This is a genomic window from Inquilinus ginsengisoli, from assembly GCF_050434925.1.
Lineage (GTDB): Bacteria > Pseudomonadota > Alphaproteobacteria > DSM-16000 > Inquilinaceae > Inquilinus > Inquilinus ginsengisoli_B.
Window position 1 is genome coordinate 2,623,419 of sequence record NZ_JBNDJK010000001.1, and the last position, 17,923, is coordinate 2,641,341.

A 17,923-nucleotide genomic window follows, 5' to 3' on the forward strand; every position below is an offset into this window, starting at 1 on the left:
CGCACCGATGGCCGAGATCGAAGCGAGGCTCACGGCGCTGGGGCTGCAGCTGCCGGCCCCGATCCAGCTGCCGCCGGGCGTGACGCTGAGCTTCCCCTGGGTGCGGGTGCATGGCGACCGGGCTTATGTCTCGGGCCATGGTGCCCTGGCGCCGGACGGGTCGCTGGCGCCGCTGCTCGGTAAGGTCGGGCAGGAGCTGACCGAGGAGCAGGGGTATCAGGCCGCGCGGCTGACCGGCCTCGCCATCCTGGCCAGCCTGAAGACGGCGCTCGGCGATCTCGACCGCATCAACGCCTGGCTGCGCGCCTTCGGCATGGTCAACGCGGCGCCCGGCTTCAACCGCTACCCCCTCGTGATCAACGGCTTCACCGACCTGATCGTCGAGGTGTTCGGGCCGGAGCGCGGGGCGCATTCCCGCTCCGCCGTCGGCATGGCCGGGCTGCCCTTCGGCCTGGCGGTGGAGATCGAGGCGGAGGTCGCGATCCGGCCGTAGCGCGGCGGCCGCGAAATCCTTGACACGAACCCCCCATCCGCGCTCCCTGTCTCGCTTCCGGACGGTATGAGTGCGAGCGGTTCCATGTACACGATCGAGGGCGAGACGGGCACCTGGGAGACGGTGATCGGGCTTGAGGTCCATGCCCAGGTCATCTCCAAGGCCAAGCTGTTCTCCGGCGCAGCCGCCGATTTCGGCGCCGCCCCGAACAGCCAGGTCAGCCTGGTCGACGCCGCCATGCCCGGCATGCTGCCGGTGATCAACGATTACTGCGTCGAGCAGGCGGTGAAGACCGGCCTGGGCCTGAAGGCGCAGATCAACCGCCGCTCGGTGTTCGACCGCAAGAACTACTTCTACGCGGACCTGCCGCAGGGCTACCAGATCAGCCAGTACAAGGACCCGATCGTCGGCACCGGCGAGATCGTGCTCGACCTGCCGGACGGGTCGGCCCGCACCGTCGGCATCACCCGGCTGCATCTGGAGCAGGATGCGGGCAAGAGCCTGCACGACCAGTCGCCGCGCGAGACCTTCGTCGACCTGAACCGGTCCGGCGTGGCGCTGATGGAGATCGTGTCCGAGCCCGACCTGCGCAGCCCGGACGACGCCTCGGCCTATCTGCGCAAGCTGCGCTCGATCCTGCGCTATCTCGGCACCTGCGACGGCAACATGGAGGAAGGCTCCATGCGCTGCGACGTCAACGTGTCGGTCCGCCGCGTCGGCGACACCGAATTCGGCACGCGCTGCGAGGTCAAGAACGTCAACTCGATCCGCCACGTCATGTCGGCCATCGAGTTCGAGGCCCGGCGCCAGGTCGAGATCATCGAGGGCGGCGGGTCGATCAACCAGGAAACCCGGCTGTGGGACCCGAACAAGGGCGAGACGCGGTCGCTGCGCACCAAGGAAGATGCGCATGACTACCGCTACTTCCCCGACCCGGACCTGCTGCCGCTGGTGCTGGAAGACGGCTATGTCGAGCGCATCGCCCTGACCCTGCCGGAGCTGCCGGACGAGAAGAAGGCGCGCTTCATCAGCGAATACGGGCTGTCGGCCTATGATGCCGGGGTGCTGGTGGCCGAGCAGGCCAAGGCGTTCTTCTACGAGCGCGCGGCCAAGGGGCGCGACCCGAAGCTGGCCGCCAACTGGGTGATCAACGAGCTGTTCGGCGGCCTGGCCAAGGCCGGCCGCGAGATCGAAGACAGTCCGGTCTCGGCCGAGCAGCTGGGCGGCCTGGTCGACCTGATCGCCGACAACACAATCTCCGGCCGCATTGCCAAGGACGTGTTCGCCGAGATGATGGAGACCGGGCAGGATGCCGGCGCCATCGTCGAGGCCAAGGGGCTGAAGCAGGTCACCGACACCGGCGCGATCGAGGCGGTGATCGACCAGGTGATGGCGGCGCAGGCCGACAAGGTGGCCGAGTACCGCTCGGGCAAGGACAAGCTGTTCGGCTTCTTCGTCGGCCAGGTGATGAAGGCCTCGGCCGGCAAGGCCAACCCGGCGATGCTGAACGAGTTGCTGAAGACCAAGCTGAACGGTTGATCCGCTCCCCGCCGGCATCGCCGTGCGATGCCGGCGAACCGAGCGGCTAGGCGGGAGCGGCTGACTTGGCCAGTGCCCCCGCGAGCTTGGCCGAGGCGTAGCCGAACAGCGCCCCGATCACCATCGAGACGATCAGCAGGATCAGCGGGTTGCCGGCGCTGACCGTGGTCAGGCGCTGCAGCGGCCCGACACCGGCCGCGTCCGCGCCCTGGTGCAGCGAATAGGCCACGGTCGCGGCATAGCCGTAGACATTGGCCGGGACCACCGACAGCAGGTCGACCGAGGCGACGATCACCAGGAAGAAGACGGTGGCGCCGACGACGATGGCCGGCCACACCGTGCCGAGCGCCGCCATCGGAACATTGACGATAATCAGAAGCGCGATCCAGGCGACGACGGCGCCATAGACGTTGCCAGCGATCGTCCGGGTCAGGGCCTTGTCGTCGGCACCGGAGTGGAAGAAGCATCCCCAGGCGATGAATCCGGCCCAGACCAGGACAAAGCCGCTGAGCGGCCCCAAGGCCAGGAAGGCCCATACCGCCCCGAGCACCGCTATGCTCAAGGACAGAGCAAACAGTTTGGACATGGCGATTTTCCCCCAAACCAATATTATTGTTTTCAGGCGGAGGCATATTATTGGATGCAAATCATCCGGATTCCTACTGTAACAAAGTATGAGTTCTTCGACCGATCGAGGGCTGAGTTCCTAGGTCGAGGCGGCCCGTCCGTCCGAATTCTTCCGGCGGTGCCGGCACGCATCCCTCGGTTCGGGTTTTCCGGCCTTTCGGCTATCGTCGCCGGATCGGCGGCGCAAGGGAGAGTGCGGATGGATGAGACATCTACGGCCCTCCGCCTCGGCGCCGCGCTCGCCGTCGGCCTGATCATCGGGCTGGAACGCGGCTGGACCGACCGGGACCGGCCGGAAGGCCGCCGCGCCGCGGGCCTGCGCACCTTCGCCATCACCGGTTTCGGCGCCGGCATCGCCGCGTTCCTGGCCTCCGATCTCGGGCCCGGCCCGCTGCTGCTGTTCCTGGCGGGGATCGGGGCCTACATGCTGGCGGCCTATTGGCGCGAGGACGGCAGCCTCGGCGTGACCACCGAGATCGCGCTGCTGGTCACGGCGCTGCTCGGCGCCGCTGCCGGGGTGGGGCGCGACCTGGAAGGCATGGGCGGCGCCGTGATCGTGGCCCTGCTGCTGCGCGAGAAGGATCGGCTGCATGGCTGGCTGGAACGCTTCACCCCGGCCGAGACCGCGGCGGCGCTGCAGTTCCTGCTGATCGCGGTGGTGGTGCCGCCGTTCCTGCCGGACCGGACGCTCGACCCGTGGGAGGCGATCAACCCGGCCAGGATCTGGTGGCTGGTGGTGCTGGTCGCCGGCCTGTCCTTCGCCGGCTACGCGGCGGTGCGCATCGCCGGCCCCCGGGTCGGGACGCTGCTGACCGGGCTGCTCGGCGGGCTGGTGTCCTCCACCGCGTTGACCCTGGTCTTCGCCCGCCAGGCGCAGGCCGCGCCGCCGGCGGCGCCGGCGCTGGCCGCCGGCATCGTCGCCGCCTGGGCGGTGATGGTGGTCCGCGTCGGCGTGCTGGTCCTGGTGCTGCACCCGCCGCTGGCCCTGGCCCTGGCGGCGCCCCTGGCCGGCGCCGCGGCCGTGGCGATCGGAAGCGGCCTGTGGCTGTGGCGGGCCGCCGCCGACAAGACCGGCGAGGCGCCGCCGATCGGCAATCCGCTGGACCTGTGGTCGGCGCTGAAGATCGTGGCGCTGATCACGGCGGTGCTGCTGCTGTCGAAGGTCCTGGACGACACTCTCGGCGTCGCCGGCCTCTATCTGCTCGCCGCCGTGTCCGGCTTGGCCGATGTCGACGCCATCACCCTGTCGGCAGCGCGGCTGACCCAGGGCGGGCTCGATGTCACGGCCGGCGCCACGGTGGTGCTGATCGCGGCCGGGGTGAACACCCTGGTCAAGGCCGGGCTCGCCGTCGTCCTCGGCGGCCGGGCGATGGCGCTGCGCATCCTGCCGGCGACCGTCGCGATGCTGGCCGCCGGCGCGGCCGGCTTCGCCTTCTTCGCTATCTGACGTGTCAGGCCTTCTCGGAAACGGAAAGCCGATCTACCCTGACGCTGCGCAATCGTCGGGCGAATCTTCGGCATAAACAGAAATTCCATTTCGGCAGCATCGCCCGGCACATGAAGGGGGAGACGCCATGAAAGGGATTCGTGCGATTCTGCTGGCGAGTGTCGTGGTCGCGGTCTCAGGCAGCGCCTTCGGCCAGTCCGGCAACATCAAGAAGCTGCAGGACATGAAGGTCACCGGCGCGCCGTTGCAGCTGGAGACGGTGCCGCAGGGCGGCGACTATGCCGACCAGATCCGGACCAATCTGCAGCAGGTGAAGCTGCCGCCGGGCTTCAAGATCGGGCTCTATGCCGTGGTGCCGGACGCAAGGCACATGGCGGTCGGCCCCAGCACCGGCATGGTCTTCGTCGGCACGCGCAAGACCCAGGTCTGGGCCGTGACCGACCGCAACAAGGACCGGGTGGCGGATGAGGTCAAGGCGTTCGCGCCCTCGGTCGACATGAAGGTGCCGAACGGGGTCTGCTTCTCCAAGGACGGCTTCCTGCATGTCGTCGAGCACAACCGCCTGCTGGTGTTCCCGGCCGCGGAGTTCTTCTACGAAGGCCCGGACACGGCGATCGGCGTGGTGGCGGAGACGCTGATCCCGGTTGCCGAGGAATCCTTCAACCACGGCGCCCGGGTCTGCCGGGTCGGCCCGGACAACAAGCTCTACGTCTCGCTCGGCCAGCCCTTCAACGTGCCGCCGCCGGAGAAGGCCGAGCTGTACAACGAGGTCGGCATCGGCGGCATCATCCGCATGGCGCGGGACGGCACCGGGCGCGAGGTGTTCGCCCGCGGCATCCGCAACTCCGTCGGCATCGACTTCAACCCGGCCAATGGCGATCTCTGGTTCACCGACAACCAGGTCGACGGCATGGGCGACGACATCCCGCCGGGCGAGCTGAACCGCATCACCGCGGCCGGCCAGCATTTCGGCTTCCCCTGGTATGGTGGCGGCACCGTCCGCACCGCCGAGTACAAGGACAGCGAACCGCCGGCCGATGCGGTGCCGCCGGTGGTGGAGATGGACGCGCATGCGGCCGATCTCGGCCTGATGTTCTACACCGGCAAGACCTTCCCGGAGACGTATCGTGGCGGCGTGTTCTCGGCCCAGCACGGCTCCTGGAACCGCACCACGCCGGTCGGCGCGCGGATCATGTTCACCCCGGTGAAGCCGGACGGCAGCGCCGGCGCGACCGAGGTGTTCGCCGATGGCTGGCTGGCCGACACCGGCGAATATTTCGGCCGGCCGGTCGACATTGCCCAACTGCCGGACGGTTCGCTGCTGGTCTCCGACGATTTCGCCGGGGCGATCTACCGGATCTGGCATGAAGGCTGAGCGGAAACCGACGGGAGGCAGGGCCATGCTCAAGCGGATACTGGTGGGGCTGGCCCTGCTGGCGGTTGCCGGGACGACGGCGCCCGACCCGGCCTGGGCGGCAGGGGACAATATCGCCGGCCGGGCCAAGGCCCGGCAATGCACGGCCTGTCACGGGCTGAACGGCCTGGCCCGGATGCCGAACGTGCCGAACATCGCCGGCGAGAGCCCGATCTATCTCGAGAAGCAGCTGAAAGCCTTCCGCAGCGGCGAACGTACCGATCCGCAGATGTCGGTCATCGCCAAGTCGCTGAGCGACCAGGACATCGCCGATCTTGCGGCCTGGTACTCGGGCATCAGGTTCTCGGTGACGGTGCCGGAATAGGCGGCGGACCCTAGATGCGAGACAGGCCACACCGAACGGGTGTGGCCTGTCCCAAATGCCGTCGGTCTGCACATCGCCCTCGGTTGAACCTCCCTGGACGAGCCGCTCGGCGTCTGATTCTTTAACGGAATGCCTCAGATTGAATAAAAATTATATCAATCTTCGTGGGTGTCTGTAATCTTCATACGCTTGAAACACCCGGAGAATGACTGAAAACCCATTCCGGTCCTACCTGCAAATTGAGGGTGGCAGCCTGACCCAAATGGACTATGTTCATCGAGATGCTGGTTCAACCAGCCGGGTACCGCGACACAAGGCCGACTCCCTCTGTGTCCAGTCGAGGGTCGTTCCCGAGATGGCGGATGATCTCCCGGACCTGATCGCGAGAATCTACGACGCGGCGCTCGACCACGGCCTGTGGGATTCGGTTCTCAACGATCTCGCCGGCCTGTTCGCCGACGGTCATGCCAGCCTGTACCTGCTGCACGAATCCGACACCGCCGAGACCACGGCCTTCGAGGCGCTGGCCGCGACCAGCCGCTGGGACCAGGCCTTCCTCGACAGCTACGGCCAGCATTACTGGCGGCTGAATCCGTGGAGCGAGCGGGTCCTGAACCGCGCCGTCGGCGAGGTCACGATCAGCGACACGCTGGTGCCGCGCCCCAATCTGGAGCGGACCGAGTTCTTCTCCGACTGGCTGCGGCCGCAGCAACTGCTGTCCGGCGTCGGCGGCACCTTCCTGCGCCGCGGCGGCGTCTCGGCCCATGTCAGCGTGCTGCATGCTGATCCGATCACGGAGGAGGAGACGGCGCGGCTGGCGGAGATGATGCGCCGGCTGCTGCCGCATTTCGCCCGCGCCGCCCAGATCCATCAGCGGCTCGGCGACGTCGTCACGCAGCGCGACGCGCTTGAGACCGGCCTCGACCGCCTGTCGATCGGCGTGATCCTGACCGACCCGACCGGCCGGGTCTCCTTCTCCAACCGCGCGGCCGAAGGGCTGCTGCGGGCCGGCACCTCGTTGCGGGTCGACCAGCGCGGCCTGCTCTGCGCCTCGCAGCCGAACGAGACCACCAAGCTGCGCCAGCTGATCGCCGCGGCCTCGATCGTCCTCGACGATCCGCGGATGGAGCCGGGCGGCGGACTGACCCTGTCCGACACGGGCGGCGGCGACCAGCTCGCGGTCCTGGTCGCGCCGGTCAGCCGCAACCGGCCGCTGCTCAGCCTGACCGCGCCCAAGGCGGCGATCTTCATCGCCGCGCCGACGCCGGCCAATCAGCTGTCGCAGCCGGAGCTGCGGCGGCTGTACGGCCTGACCTTGACCGAGGCACGGATTGCGGGCGAGCTGGCGGCCGGCCTGTCGCTGAAGGCGATCGCGACCCGCCTCGACGTCAGCTACGAGACGATCCGCAACCATCTCAAGAAGATCTTCCTCAAGACCCGCACCAACCGGCAGTCGGAGCTGGTGCGGCTGCTGCTGCGCAACCTGCCGGCGCTCGGCAGCCGCACCGCGGCGGAATAGCCGCGCTCAGGCTTTCAGAACATTCTCCGCCAGAACATCAGCACCAGCGTCGCCACGCCGGCGGCCAGGATCAGCAGCATCACCCACAGGAAGGCGGTGGGGGTCTCCAGCCCGGGCAGGCCGGCGACGTTCATGCCGAAGATGCCGGTGATCAGCGTCATCGGCAGGAACACCGCGGTCAGGATGGCCAGCACCAGCAGGCTGCGGTTCATCGCCTCGGCCCGCTGCGCCGCGATCTCCTCCTGCAGCATGCGGGCGCGGTCGATCACCTCGTCCACGCCGCGGGCGACACGGCTGAAGCGCTCGGCGGCGGCGGCGAGACCGGTGCGTCCGGCGGGGTCGGCCCAGCCCGGCAGGTCGTCCAGGCCGGCGGCGACCACGGCACCTTCGGGCAGCAGATGGCGGCGCAGGGTCGCGGCGCGGCGGCGGATGCGGCCGAGAGCCTGGCGGTCCTCGACAGTGCGGCTGGTCGACCGGTCGTCCAGCACCCGGTCCTCGATGCCGTCGACCTCGTCCATCAGCTTCTCGACCGCCGCCTCGGCCTCCGCCGCCAGGTGCCCGGCGATCAGGGCCAGCATGCCCAGCGCGGTCTCCGGCGCGCTGCCCGCGGCCAGGCTGCGGCAGACCTCGTCGACGACGCGCAGCGGATGGCGCCGGCCGGTGACCAGCAGGTTCGGCCCCAGGCAGAAGCGCAGCCGGCTGATCTGGTCCGGCTCGAAAGCGAAATCGTGGTGCAGCCCGTTGGCGGCGCCGACCAGCCAGCCGTCCAGCCGCTGCACCTGCACCCGGTCGGGCCCGTCCAGCAGCCATTGCGCCACCGCCGGCGGCAGGATGCCATGGCGGCCCAGCCAGTGCCGGGCGCGGGTGTCGGTCAGCTTCAGGTGCAGCCAGACCCAGCCCTCGCCCGCCTCCGGCAAGGGATCGACCCCGGTCTGGCGGCAGGCGCCGGACTCGGGGTCGAAGCGGTAGGCGGCGGCGACGGCGTCGCCGAAATGGAAGCTGACCGGCGCTGCTCGTACCGCGTCCAAGGCCCGGATCAGAACAGGTGCCGCAGCAGCCAGTAGAGCGCGGCGGCCAGGGCGATCGAGACCGGCAGGGTCAGCACCCAGGCCATCAGCAGGTTGCGGATCGTGCTCCATTGCAGCCCGGAGCGATTGGCCGCCATGGTGCCGGCGACGCCGGAGGACAGCACATGGGTGGTGCTGACCGGCAGGCCGTACATGTCGGCGGCGCCGATCGTCGCCATCGCCACCAGCTCGGCCGATCCGCCCTGGGCGTAGGTCAGGTGCTCCTTGCCGATCTTCTCGCCGACGGTGACGACGATGCGCTTCCAGCCGACCATGGTGCCGAGGCCCAGCGCGATGGCGACCGCCACCTTGACCCAGTCGGGGATGAACTTGGTCGCCTGGTCCAGGTAGCCGCGATACGCGGTCAGCACCTTGCCGTCATCGGCGCTGAAGGCCGGCGAGTTGGCCTTCGCCATCTGCTTCAGCGCTTCGGAGGCCAGGTACATGTCGTTACGGATGTTGCCGACCTGCTCGTTCGGCACCGCGGCCAGCGAGCTGCGGCCGGCGACGCTGCGGTCGATCTCCTGGGTCAGGGCGACCAGCGCCGGCACCGTCTCGGGCGACAGGGCCCGGTCGCGGACATAGGCGGTCACCGCCGCGCGCGGATCGGCGGGCGCCGCGGTGGTGCCGGCATAGTGCGCCAGCACCCCGGCCGCCTGCTGCGACGACTGCTCGAAGGCGGTGATCTGGGCTTCCGGCATCGCCCGGTTCAGGGCATAGGCGGTGGGCACGGTGCCGATCAGGATCAGCATGATCAGCCCCATGCCCTTCTGGCCGTCATTCGAGCCATGGGCGAAGCTGACGCCGGTGCAGGTCAGCACCAGCAGGCCGCGGATCCACAGCGGCGGCGGCTTGCTGCCCTCCGGCGCGCGGTACAGCTCCGGCCGCTTGATCAGCGCCTTGGCGGCCAGCAGCAGCAGCGCCGCGGCGGCGAAGCCGACCAGCGGCGACAGCAGCAGCGACTTGCCGATGCCCAGCGCCTGCGACCAGTCCACGCCGCTGGTGCCGGTGCCGGGGATGGCCATCAGCTGGTTCATCAGCCCGACGCCGATGATCGAGCCGATCAGCGTGTGCGAGGAGGAGGAGGGCAGGCCGAAATACCAGGTGCCGACATTCCAGATGATCGCGGCGATCAGCAGGGCGAACACCATGGCGAAGCCGGCATTGCTGCCGACCTGCAGGATCAGCTCGACGGGCAGCAGCGAGATGATGCCGAAGGCGACCAGGCCGGTGGAGGTCAGCACGCCCAGGAAGTTGAAGAAGCCCGACCAGATCACGGCCACCGTGGGCGGCAGCGAGTTGGTGTAGATCACCGTCGCCACCGCATTGGCGGTGTCGTGGAAGCCGTTGACGAACTCGAAGCCGAGCGCGATCAGCAGGGCGATGCCGAGCAGGATGAAGGGCAGCAGGCTCGGCGAATGCACGTCGCCGAGGTCGTTGAACAGGCTCCAGCCGGCATAGATGACGCCGAAGATGAGCAGGGCGATGACGGCCAAGGGCGTCAGGCGGCTGAGCCCACCCGTCGGCCTGGAATCGAGCGCGGAACTGGTCATTCGGGCCTCGTGGGCTTCGATCGGTGCGATGCCGGTGACCCTACAAGCCGGATGTTGCGGTTATGTTATGGTTCGCGGACGGTGTCGGGGCACATGGTCCTTGGCCGAAAACGGTCTCATTTGGCTATGATAGTGTCGAAGCGCCGTTTTCCGGCCGATCGAGGGGAGAGTGATATGGGCTTGAACAGAGCAGCCGTTTTCGCCGTCGTGGCTCTGGGCCTCGCCGGCTGTGCCGACCAGGTGCGGCCGATCATCGACCCCGCGACCTCGGTCGCCGGCGGGCGCAACTATGAATACGATGTCGGCCAGTGCCAGCAGCTGGCCAAGCAGGTCGATGCCGGCGGCCGGACGGTCGGTGGGGCATTGCTCGGTGCCGGTGTCGGCGCGGCGGGCGGCGCGATCATCGGCGCCTTCACCGGCAATGCCGGGCGCGGCGCCGCGATCGGCGCCGGTGTCGGCGGCCTCAGCGGCGCGGTCGGTGGCGGTGCCTCCGCCGCCAACAGCACGCAAAACATTGTGCGGAACTGCATGATCCGCCGCGGCTACGCCGTGCTGGACTGACGGTCAGCCGGCCGGCTCCCGCGCCGCCAGCAGGCACAGCCAGGTCCAGCCGATCGTGGCGGCCAGCACGGCGGTGACCTCGCCCTGGTCGTAGGGCGGGCAGGTCTCGACCACATCCGCCCCGACCCAGCCGACCTCGCCCAGCCGGCGCAGCAGCGCCAGCGCCTGCCACGGGAACAGGCCGCCGGCCTCCGGGCAGGCGACTCCGGGCGCCAGGCCGGGGTCGATGCCGTCGATGTCGAAGGTCAGATAGGCCGGCCGGTCGCCGAGCACGGCGCGAATGCGCTCGACCGTCTTGTCGATGCCGTCCAGATGCACGCTTTCGGCGGACAGGCCGGTGACGCCCTGGTCCCGGGTCCAGGCCGCGGTGGCGCGGTCGACCGGGCTGTGCAGCCCGACCTGCACCGTGGCCCGCGGGTCGACCAGGCCGCGCCCGATCGCATGGCGCAGCCAGGAGCCGTGATAGATCGGCGCGGTGGGCGTACCAGCCCAGGTGTCGACATGGGCATCGAACTGCATCAGCGCCAGCGGGCCGTGCTTTGCCGCCGTCGCCTCCAGCAGCGGCAGGGTGACGGTGTGGTCGCCGCCGAAGGCCAGCAGGCGGGCGCCGGCGCCGATCTGCTCCGCCGCCGCGGCGCGGATCGCCTCCAGGCTGCCGGCGATGTCGGCGGTGACCGGCGCGGCATCGCCAGCGTCGTAGAGATCCAGCCGCTCCTCCGGGCTCAGCCCGAGATCGGGATGGTCGTCGCCGGTCAGCGTCCGGCTCGCCGCCCGGATCGCGCCGGGGCCGAAGCGCGAGCCGGGCCGGTTGGTGGTGCCGAAATCGAAGGGCAGGCCCAGCACCGCGGCGGCGGGGCGGCCGCCCTCCGGCCGGGTGCGGTGCGGGGCGTTCAGGAAGGTCGCGATGCCGGCGTATGGGGGCAATGATCCCTCCGGTTCGTGGGATCGGGATGGTTCTATCGCGCCCCCGGGCTGTCAAGCCGTGCCAACTGACCGGGATGGGCCGGCATCGGGATGCCGGCCCTCCGTTTCGCCATCCGGACCGCTCAGAGCCGGTGGCCGCCGACGCTGATGCCGCTGTGGCTGCCGCCCAGATGGACGCCGACACCTTTGGGGCCGCCGAGGCCGACATTGATGCCGCCGGTGTTGCCGCTGGCGGCACCGGTACCGCTGCCGCCGAGCCCGACATTGAGGCCGCCCGTATTGCCGGAGGCCGCTTTGCCGCCGAGGCCGAGATTCAGCCCGCCGCCATTGGTCGAGGCGGCGCCGGTCCCGAGCCCGGCGTTGATCCCGCCGGTGTTGCCGGAGGATGCCTTGCCGCCGAGCCCGACATTGACGCTGCCGCTGTTGGTCGAGGCCGCGCCGGTGCCGACGCCGGCGTTGATGCCTGAGGAATTGCCGGACGCGGCCTTGCCGCCGACGCCGACATTGATCCCACCGCTGTTGGCCGAGGCCGCGCCGGTGCCGACGCCGGCATTGATGCCTGAGGAATTGCCGGACGCGGCCTTGCCGCCGATGCCGACATTGATCCCACCGCTGTTGGCCGAGGCCGCGCCGGTGCCGACGCCGGCGTTGATGCCTGAGGAATTGCCGGACGCGGCCTTGCCGCCGACGCCGACATTGATCCCACCGCTGTTGGCCGAGGCCGCGCCGGTGCCGACGCCGGCATTGATACCTGAGGAATTGCCGGACGCCGCCTTGCCACCGAGGCCGACATTCACGCCGCCGCTGTTGGTCGAGGCGGTGCCGCTGCCGACACCGACATTGACGCCGCCGGAATTATGCGAGGCGCCGCCGCCCGCACCGACATTCACCCCGCCGCTGTTGTTGCTGCCGGAGCCGCTGCCGACGCCGACATTGATGCCGCCGCCATTGCCGCTGCCGGAGCCGCCACCCGAGCCTCCGGACCCGCCGCCACCCGAGCCTCCACCGCCTGAAGCTCCGCCGCCCGAGCCGCCGCCTCCGGATCCGCCACCGCCTGAACCTCCGCCGGAGCCGCCTCCACCGTGCGAGCCGCTGCCGTTGCCGCCGCCCGATGAACCGCCCCCGCCGGCCGAACTCGATCCCCCGGTCGAGCCGGTACCGCTGCCGCTGCCGCTGCCCGTTCCCGTTCCACTTCCGGTCCCGTCAGGCAGGGAGGCGACATTGATCGACTGTCCGACCGGGTCGAGGGCGCAGCCTTTGCTGATGACCAACTGCTGCTCGGCCGGCGAAAGCTCGCGGAACGATTCGTTGCAGAGTTCAAACAGATTGGAATTCGCCTGCGCCGCCGTCGATGCGAAGGCAGCGCAGGCCAGGGGAAGCCATAACTTCAAGGTGATATCCTCTGAACAGATCAATCCAAAAAAACTTGACTTGAAAAATCATATATCCGGGGAAACGGCTTGAAATATTTACTTTTTAGTAAGCTGGAAAATGTAAGAATCTTTGAAAGTTCTCTGATTTCAGGATTTCCTTCCGCCGTTCATTTATTTCTATCGATCAAAATTTTATTATTAGTCTTGGTTCGGAAGTATCCCATCGGTCCTGATCCGGCGGACGCGCGTCTCACCTGTCGCGATCCACCCGGAACGCCTCGTCGATCGGCACCTGCAGGCCGGTGGCCAGGCGGTTGGTCTCGTTCGCCATGCCGACCACGGCCAGGAGCTCGCCCAGCATCTCGTCGGTCATGCCGGCCTTGCGCGCCGCCACGCTGTGCGAGGCGATGCAGTAGCCGCAGCCATTGGTGGTGCTGACGGCGAGATAGATCATCTCCTTCACCAGCGGGTCGAGCGCGCCGGGCGCCATCACCTCCTTCAGGCTTTCCCAGGTCCGCTTCAGCGTCGGCGGATGCATCGCCAGCGCCTTCCAGAAGTTGTTGATCTTGTCGACCCGGCGGATGGCCATGATGTCGTCGTAGACGGCCCGGACCTCCGGCGACGCTTCCTCGTATCCGATCAGCCCCGATGCCATGGCGATGCTTCCTGCGATTGCGATGCGGGCAGGGTGGCATGGGCCCGGCGCGGCGTCACGCCCGGGTGGCGGTGTCGCCGTGATGCTGTGCCAGGCGGCGCAGGCGGAAGGCCAGGATCAGCTGCAGCACCCCGATCACCACGGCCCAGGTCCCGATCAGCCACACCAGGGACAGCGCCCCGGCGCCGGGGAAGAACAGGGCGTAGGCGCCGAACAGCACCCACAGCGCGCCAGTCAGCGCCAGCAGCCACTCGCCCTCGATCTCGTTGCGCAGGCGGATGGCAGTGACGATTTCCATGACCCCGATCACGATCGCCCAGACGGCGATGATGGTGACCAGTACGATCGCGGTCAGCAGCGGCCAAACTGCGGCAACGATCCCGGCAATGACGCCGGCGAGGCCGAGCAGGGCATAGCCCCAGTTGCGGCCGCGGATGCCGACGACGATGCCCATCACCCCGTCGACCAGCGCATAGGCGGCGTAGAGGATGATCAGGACGGCCAGGGTCATGCCCGGCCACAGCCAGGCCAGGACCCCGAACAGGATGGCCATCACGCCGCGCAGCGCGACGGCGCCCCAATTGGCGGCGAGGGCGCGAAGGACCGGCAGGTTCTGCATTATCCGTCTCCCGCAGGCATCCGGCCGGCGCATGGCCGTGCTCAAGAAAATGATCGCAATTGCGCAGGTGACAAGCCGGATCGGTCCCGGTTATGGTTCCGCCGCTGTCGTCCCGACCAGCGGATTCGAGCACGCGAATCCCGGCGGTTGACTCTGTCCCGACCATCACTATACTCCGCGCGCTTCGGAGCCCGAGGGCCCCGAAGCTTAAGTCGTTCGCGTGGCCGCTCCGGCCCGTGGGCGGACATGAACCAGCAGACCCGGCGTTGCAGGTCAGGTCCCGGTGGGGCAGGGCAGCGGCGGCGCCGAAGGTGGCAACCGCAAGGAGAGCGACGTGGCACGTATCGCCGGCGTCAATATTCCGACCCAGAAGCGCGTCCTGATCGCGCTGACCTATATCCATGGGATCGGCCGTCACGCGTCCCAGAGCATCATCGACAAGCTCGGCATTCCGGCCGACCGGCGCGTCAATGAGCTGACCGAAGACGAGATCCTGCGCATCCGCGAGTCGATCGACGCCGACTTCACGGTCGAAGGCGATCTGCGCCGCGAGACGGCGATGAACATCAAGCGGCTGATGGACCTGGGCTGCTACCGTGGCCTGCGTCACCGCAAGGGCCTGCCGGTCCGCGGCCAGCGCACCCACACCAATGCCCGTACCCGCAAGGGTCCGGCGCGGCCCATCGCGGGCAAGAAGAAGTAATCGGAAGGCGAGCGAACCATGGCCAAGCCAGCAGCTGCCACCGCGAACGCCCGTCTGCGTCGTCGCGAGCGCAAGAACATCACCTCGGGCGTCGCCCACGTGAACTCGTCCTTCAACAACACGGTGATCACCATCACCGACGCGCAGGGCAACGCCATTGCCTGGTCGTCGGCCGGTGGCATGGGCTTCAAGGGCAGCCGCAAGTCGACTCCCTACGCCGCCCAGATGGCTGCCGAGGACGCCGGCCGCAAGGCGCAGGAGCACGGCATGCGCGTGCTCGAGATCAACGTGAAGGGCCCCGGCTCCGGCCGTGAGAGCGCCCTGCGCGCGCTGCAGTCGGTCGGCTTCCAGATCACCTCGATCCGCGACGTCACGCCGATCCCGCACAACGGCGTCCGTCCGCGCAAGAAGCGTCGCGTCTAAGGCCTGCCCGGGCCGCCGCCCGGCGGCCCGGCACCTTCGCGCGGTTTCAGCCAGCCGATCCGGGACAGGACCACTGGCCACAGGGTCCACGGATGGGATCGGAAGGGGGCTTCGGCCCCCGTCGGCATTTTCGGCCGTATCCGGCCTCTCGTGGCAGAACAGGATGATATGACAGTGCTTCAGCGCAACTGGCAGGAACTGATCAAGCCCAACGCTCTCGACGTCCAGCCGGGCGACGATTCCCAGCGCAAGGCGACCCTCGTCGCCGACCCGCTCGAGCGCGGCTTCGGCCTGACCCTCGGCAACGCCGTCCGCCGCGTGCTCTTGTCCTCGCTGCAGGGCGCCGCGGTCACCGCGATCCACATCGACGGCGTGCTGCACGAATTCTCGTCGATCCCGGGTGTCCGCGAGGACGTCACCGACATCGTCCTCAACGTCAAGGCGCTGTCGCTGCGCATGCACGCCGAGGGCCCGAAGAAGATGCGGCTCAACGTTGAGGGGCCGAAGGTGGTCAAGGCCGGCGACATCGTCACCGGGCCGGACATCGAGATCATGGACCCCGAGCTGGTGCTGTGCACCCTCGACGACGGCGCCAAGCTGGCGATGGAGTTCACGGTCAACAACGGCAAGGGCTACGTCCCGGCCAGCATGAACCGGCCCGAGGACGCGCCGATCGGCCTGATCCCGGTCGACGCCCTGTACAGCCCGATCCGCAAGGTCTCGTACAAGGTCGAGAACACCCGCGTCGGCCAGGTTACCGACTACGACAAGCTGTCGCTGACGATCGAGACCAACGGCGCGGTGACGCCGGAGGATTCGGTGGCGCTGGCCGCCCGAATCCTGCAGGACCAGCTGCAGCTGTTCATCAACTTCGAGGAGCCGTCGCGCGACCACCGCGAGGAGACTTCGGAGGACATGCCGTTCAACCGCAACTTGCTGCGGAAGGTGGACGAGCTCGAGCTGTCGGTGCGCTCGGCCAACTGTCTGAAGAACGACAACATCGTCTATATCGGCGACCTGGTGCAGAAGACCGAGGCGGAGATGCTCCGCACCCCGAACTTCGGCCGCAAGTCGCTGAACGAGATCAAGGAAGTTCTCTCGACCATGGGTCTCCATCTCGGCATGGAAATCCCGAACTGGCCGCCGGAGAACATCGAGGATCTTGCCAAGAAGCTCGAAGAGCCGTTCTGATCGGCTGCCCGATCAACGGTTAATCGAGGTTTTACCCCGCCGTTCTGTCCTCGCCGAGGGCAGGCGGCGGGTCCCGCCATCGGACCCCCGCGGGGGCCGCGCCTTGAGGAGAGACCGCCATGCGTCACGGCGTTTCCGGACGTAAGTTCAGCCGCACCAGCAGCCACCGCAAGGCGATGTTCGCCAACATGGCGGCGGCCCTGATCACCCATGAGCAGATCAAGACCACCCTGCCGAAGGCGAAGGATCTGCGCCCGATCGTCGAGAAGCTGATCACCCTCGGCAAGAAGGGTGGCCTCGCCAATCGCCGCCTGGCCTATGCCCAGCTGCGCGACGACGACGTGGTGACCAAGCTGTTCTCGGTGATCGCCGAGCGCTACAAGACCCGCAGCGGCGGCTATTCCCGCGTGCTCAAGGCCGGCTTCCGCTACGGCGATGCCGCCCCGATGGCCGTGATCGAGCTGGTCGAGCGCGACCGCGACGCCAAGGGCGCCGCCGACAAGGCCCGCGACGCCGAGATGAAGGCCGCGGCAGGTGAAGCCGAGGGCGCCGAGGGCTGATCGGCCCGACGACGGTGAACGGATCAGGGCCCGGCGCAAGCCGGGCCTTTTTCGTAGGTGATGACGGATTGGCCGAGTCAATGCCCGCGCTCGGCGCCGCCATTGACCTGGATCACCTGGGCGGTGACATGCGCGGCGCCGGGTGAGGCCAGCCAGGCCACGGCGTCGGCGATGTCGGCCGGCAGCCCGGCGCGGCGGGTCGCGGTCTCGGCGATCAGCGCCGCCTGGCGCTCCGATGACAGCCGGTCGGCGAAGAATTCGGTGTCGCGGATATAGCCCGGCGCGACGATGTTGACGGTGATGCCGCGCGGGCCCAGGGAAGCGGCCAGGTCGTGGCCATAGGGGTGCAGCGCGGCCTTGGCGGCGCCGTAGCAGCCGGCGCCGGAGCCGCGATAGGCGGCGATCGAGCCGATCAGCACCACCCGGCCGCCGGGCGCCCGCAGCCGGTCGCGCAGCCCTTCGGTCAGCAGCACGGCGGACAGCACGTTGCCGGCGAAGTTCTCGGTCCAGCGTCGTGCCACCCCGGCCAGCCCGTCGTCGTAATGGCCCGGCGGCGCCTGCAGGATGGCGTTGCCGCCGGCCGCATGCACCAGCACGTCGACCGCGGGGAAGCGCTCGCCGATCTGCCGGCACCGCGCTTCGACCGTCTCGGGCCGGGACAGGTCGCCCGGCAGCGCCAGCACCGGCGGCGCGGCCGGATAATTCTGTCCGATCACCTCCGCCGCCGCCTCCAGCACGCCGGCGCGGCGGCCGAGGATCACCACCTGTTCGCCCTGACCGGCGAAATGCCGGGCCACAGCCAGCCCGATGCCCGTGCCGCCGCCGCTGACCACCACGATGCGTGCCATCGATCCGTTCTCCTTCTGTGATGGCCGGAACGTGGGACGATGCCGCGCATACTTCAAATATGAGATCATGAGCATCTGATAT

General features: G+C 68.7%; 19 protein-coding genes. 11 read left to right on the top strand and 8 right to left on the bottom strand.

Going from position 1 to position 17,923, the window contains the following annotated elements; all coding sequences use genetic code 11:
- Positions 1-7: 7 nt before the first annotated feature.
- Entirely contained in the window at positions 8-493 is a 486-nt protein-coding gene (locus QFZ27_RS12360) for a RidA family protein (RefSeq protein ID WP_429226692.1), read from the top strand.
- An 84-nt stretch (positions 494-577) separates the two neighbouring features.
- Positions 578-2,032, top strand: coding sequence for an Asp-tRNA(Asn)/Glu-tRNA(Gln) amidotransferase subunit GatB (gatB, locus tag QFZ27_RS12365; RefSeq protein ID WP_429226693.1), 1,455 nt, complete (start codon positions 578-580; stop codon positions 2,030-2,032).
- A 46-nt stretch (positions 2,033-2,078) separates the two neighbouring features.
- On the opposite strand, the gene QFZ27_RS12370 is transcribed toward gatB, so the two are convergent.
- Positions 2,079-2,618: a DUF1097 domain-containing protein gene (locus tag QFZ27_RS12370; protein WP_429226694.1), complete on the bottom strand. Its 540-nt coding sequence runs from the start codon at positions 2,616-2,618 to the stop codon at positions 2,079-2,081.
- A gap of 240 nt (positions 2,619-2,858) precedes the next feature.
- On the opposite strand from QFZ27_RS12370, the gene QFZ27_RS12375 reads away from it, so the two are divergent.
- The 4 genes from QFZ27_RS12375 (at position 2,859) to QFZ27_RS12390 (ending at position 7,364) form a co-directional block, all read left to right on the top strand.
- A complete protein-coding gene (locus QFZ27_RS12375; protein ID WP_429226695.1) occupies positions 2,859-4,106 on the top strand; it encodes an MgtC/SapB family protein in 1,248 nt (415 codons plus the stop codon).
- Positions 4,107-4,233: 127 nt separating this feature from the next.
- Complete coding sequence (locus tag QFZ27_RS12380) at positions 4,234-5,481, top strand: PQQ-dependent sugar dehydrogenase (protein WP_429226696.1); 1,248 nt, start codon at positions 4,234-4,236, stop codon at positions 5,479-5,481.
- 25 nt (positions 5,482-5,506) lie between these two features.
- On the top strand, positions 5,507-5,845 hold the full coding sequence (locus tag QFZ27_RS12385) for a c-type cytochrome (RefSeq protein ID WP_429226697.1): 339 nt from the start codon (positions 5,507-5,509) through the stop codon (positions 5,843-5,845).
- Positions 5,846-6,200: 355 nt separating this feature from the next.
- Complete coding sequence (locus QFZ27_RS12390) at positions 6,201-7,364, top strand: helix-turn-helix transcriptional regulator (protein WP_429226698.1); 1,164 nt, start codon at positions 6,201-6,203, stop codon at positions 7,362-7,364.
- Positions 7,365-7,378: 14 nt separating this feature from the next.
- On the opposite strand, the gene QFZ27_RS12395 is transcribed toward QFZ27_RS12390, so the two are convergent.
- Complete coding sequence (locus QFZ27_RS12395; protein WP_429226699.1) at positions 7,379-8,392, bottom strand: CorA family divalent cation transporter; 1,014 nt, start codon at positions 8,390-8,392, stop codon at positions 7,379-7,381.
- An 8-nt stretch (positions 8,393-8,400) separates the two neighbouring features.
- Positions 8,401-9,984, bottom strand: a complete 1,584-nt coding sequence (locus QFZ27_RS12400) for an inorganic phosphate transporter (protein ID WP_429226700.1) — start codon at positions 9,982-9,984, stop codon at positions 8,401-8,403.
- Between the two features lie 174 nt (positions 9,985-10,158).
- Here QFZ27_RS12400 and QFZ27_RS12405 point away from each other — a divergent pair, with 174 nt between their 5' ends.
- On the top strand, positions 10,159-10,545 hold the full coding sequence (locus tag QFZ27_RS12405; protein WP_429226701.1) for a YMGG-like glycine zipper-containing protein: 387 nt from the start codon (positions 10,159-10,161) through the stop codon (positions 10,543-10,545).
- A gap of 3 nt (positions 10,546-10,548) precedes the next feature.
- On the opposite strand, the gene QFZ27_RS12410 is transcribed toward QFZ27_RS12405, so the two are convergent.
- From QFZ27_RS12410 to QFZ27_RS12425, 4 genes are all read right to left on the bottom strand, one after another.
- Positions 10,549-11,469, bottom strand: a complete 921-nt coding sequence (locus QFZ27_RS12410; protein WP_429226702.1) for an arginase family protein — start codon at positions 11,467-11,469, stop codon at positions 10,549-10,551.
- A 122-nt stretch (positions 11,470-11,591) separates the two neighbouring features.
- Positions 11,592-12,884: a hypothetical protein gene (locus QFZ27_RS12415; protein ID WP_429226703.1), complete on the bottom strand. Its 1,293-nt coding sequence runs from the start codon at positions 12,882-12,884 to the stop codon at positions 11,592-11,594.
- A gap of 208 nt (positions 12,885-13,092) precedes the next feature.
- Positions 13,093-13,497: a carboxymuconolactone decarboxylase family protein gene (locus QFZ27_RS12420; protein WP_429226704.1), complete on the bottom strand. Its 405-nt coding sequence runs from the start codon at positions 13,495-13,497 to the stop codon at positions 13,093-13,095.
- 55 nt (positions 13,498-13,552) lie between these two features.
- A complete protein-coding gene (locus tag QFZ27_RS12425; protein WP_429226705.1) occupies positions 13,553-14,116 on the bottom strand; it encodes an HdeD family acid-resistance protein in 564 nt (187 codons plus the stop codon).
- Between the two features lie 334 nt (positions 14,117-14,450).
- Between QFZ27_RS12425 and rpsM the strand changes: the two genes are divergently transcribed.
- The 4 genes from rpsM to rplQ all read left to right on the top strand — a co-directional run bounded on the left by rpsM (position 14,451) and on the right by rplQ (position 16,993).
- Complete coding sequence (rpsM, locus tag QFZ27_RS12430) at positions 14,451-14,819, top strand: 30S ribosomal protein S13 (protein WP_429226706.1); 369 nt, start codon at positions 14,451-14,453, stop codon at positions 14,817-14,819.
- An 18-nt stretch (positions 14,820-14,837) separates the two neighbouring features.
- Complete coding sequence (gene rpsK, locus QFZ27_RS12435) at positions 14,838-15,242, top strand: 30S ribosomal protein S11 (RefSeq protein WP_309791678.1); 405 nt, start codon at positions 14,838-14,840, stop codon at positions 15,240-15,242.
- A 174-nt stretch (positions 15,243-15,416) separates the two neighbouring features.
- Positions 15,417-16,433 (top strand): DNA-directed RNA polymerase subunit alpha, encoded by a 1,017-nt coding sequence (locus QFZ27_RS12440; protein ID WP_429232447.1) that lies wholly within the window; start codon positions 15,417-15,419, stop codon positions 16,431-16,433.
- A 119-nt stretch (positions 16,434-16,552) separates the two neighbouring features.
- A complete protein-coding gene (gene rplQ, locus QFZ27_RS12445; protein ID WP_429226707.1) occupies positions 16,553-16,993 on the top strand; it encodes a 50S ribosomal protein L17 in 441 nt (146 codons plus the stop codon).
- Between the two features lie 77 nt (positions 16,994-17,070).
- Here rplQ and QFZ27_RS12450 read toward each other — a convergent pair whose 3' ends face one another.
- A complete protein-coding gene (locus tag QFZ27_RS12450; RefSeq protein WP_429226708.1) occupies positions 17,071-17,841 on the bottom strand; it encodes an SDR family NAD(P)-dependent oxidoreductase in 771 nt (256 codons plus the stop codon).
- Between the last annotated feature and the right edge of the window lie 82 nt (positions 17,842-17,923).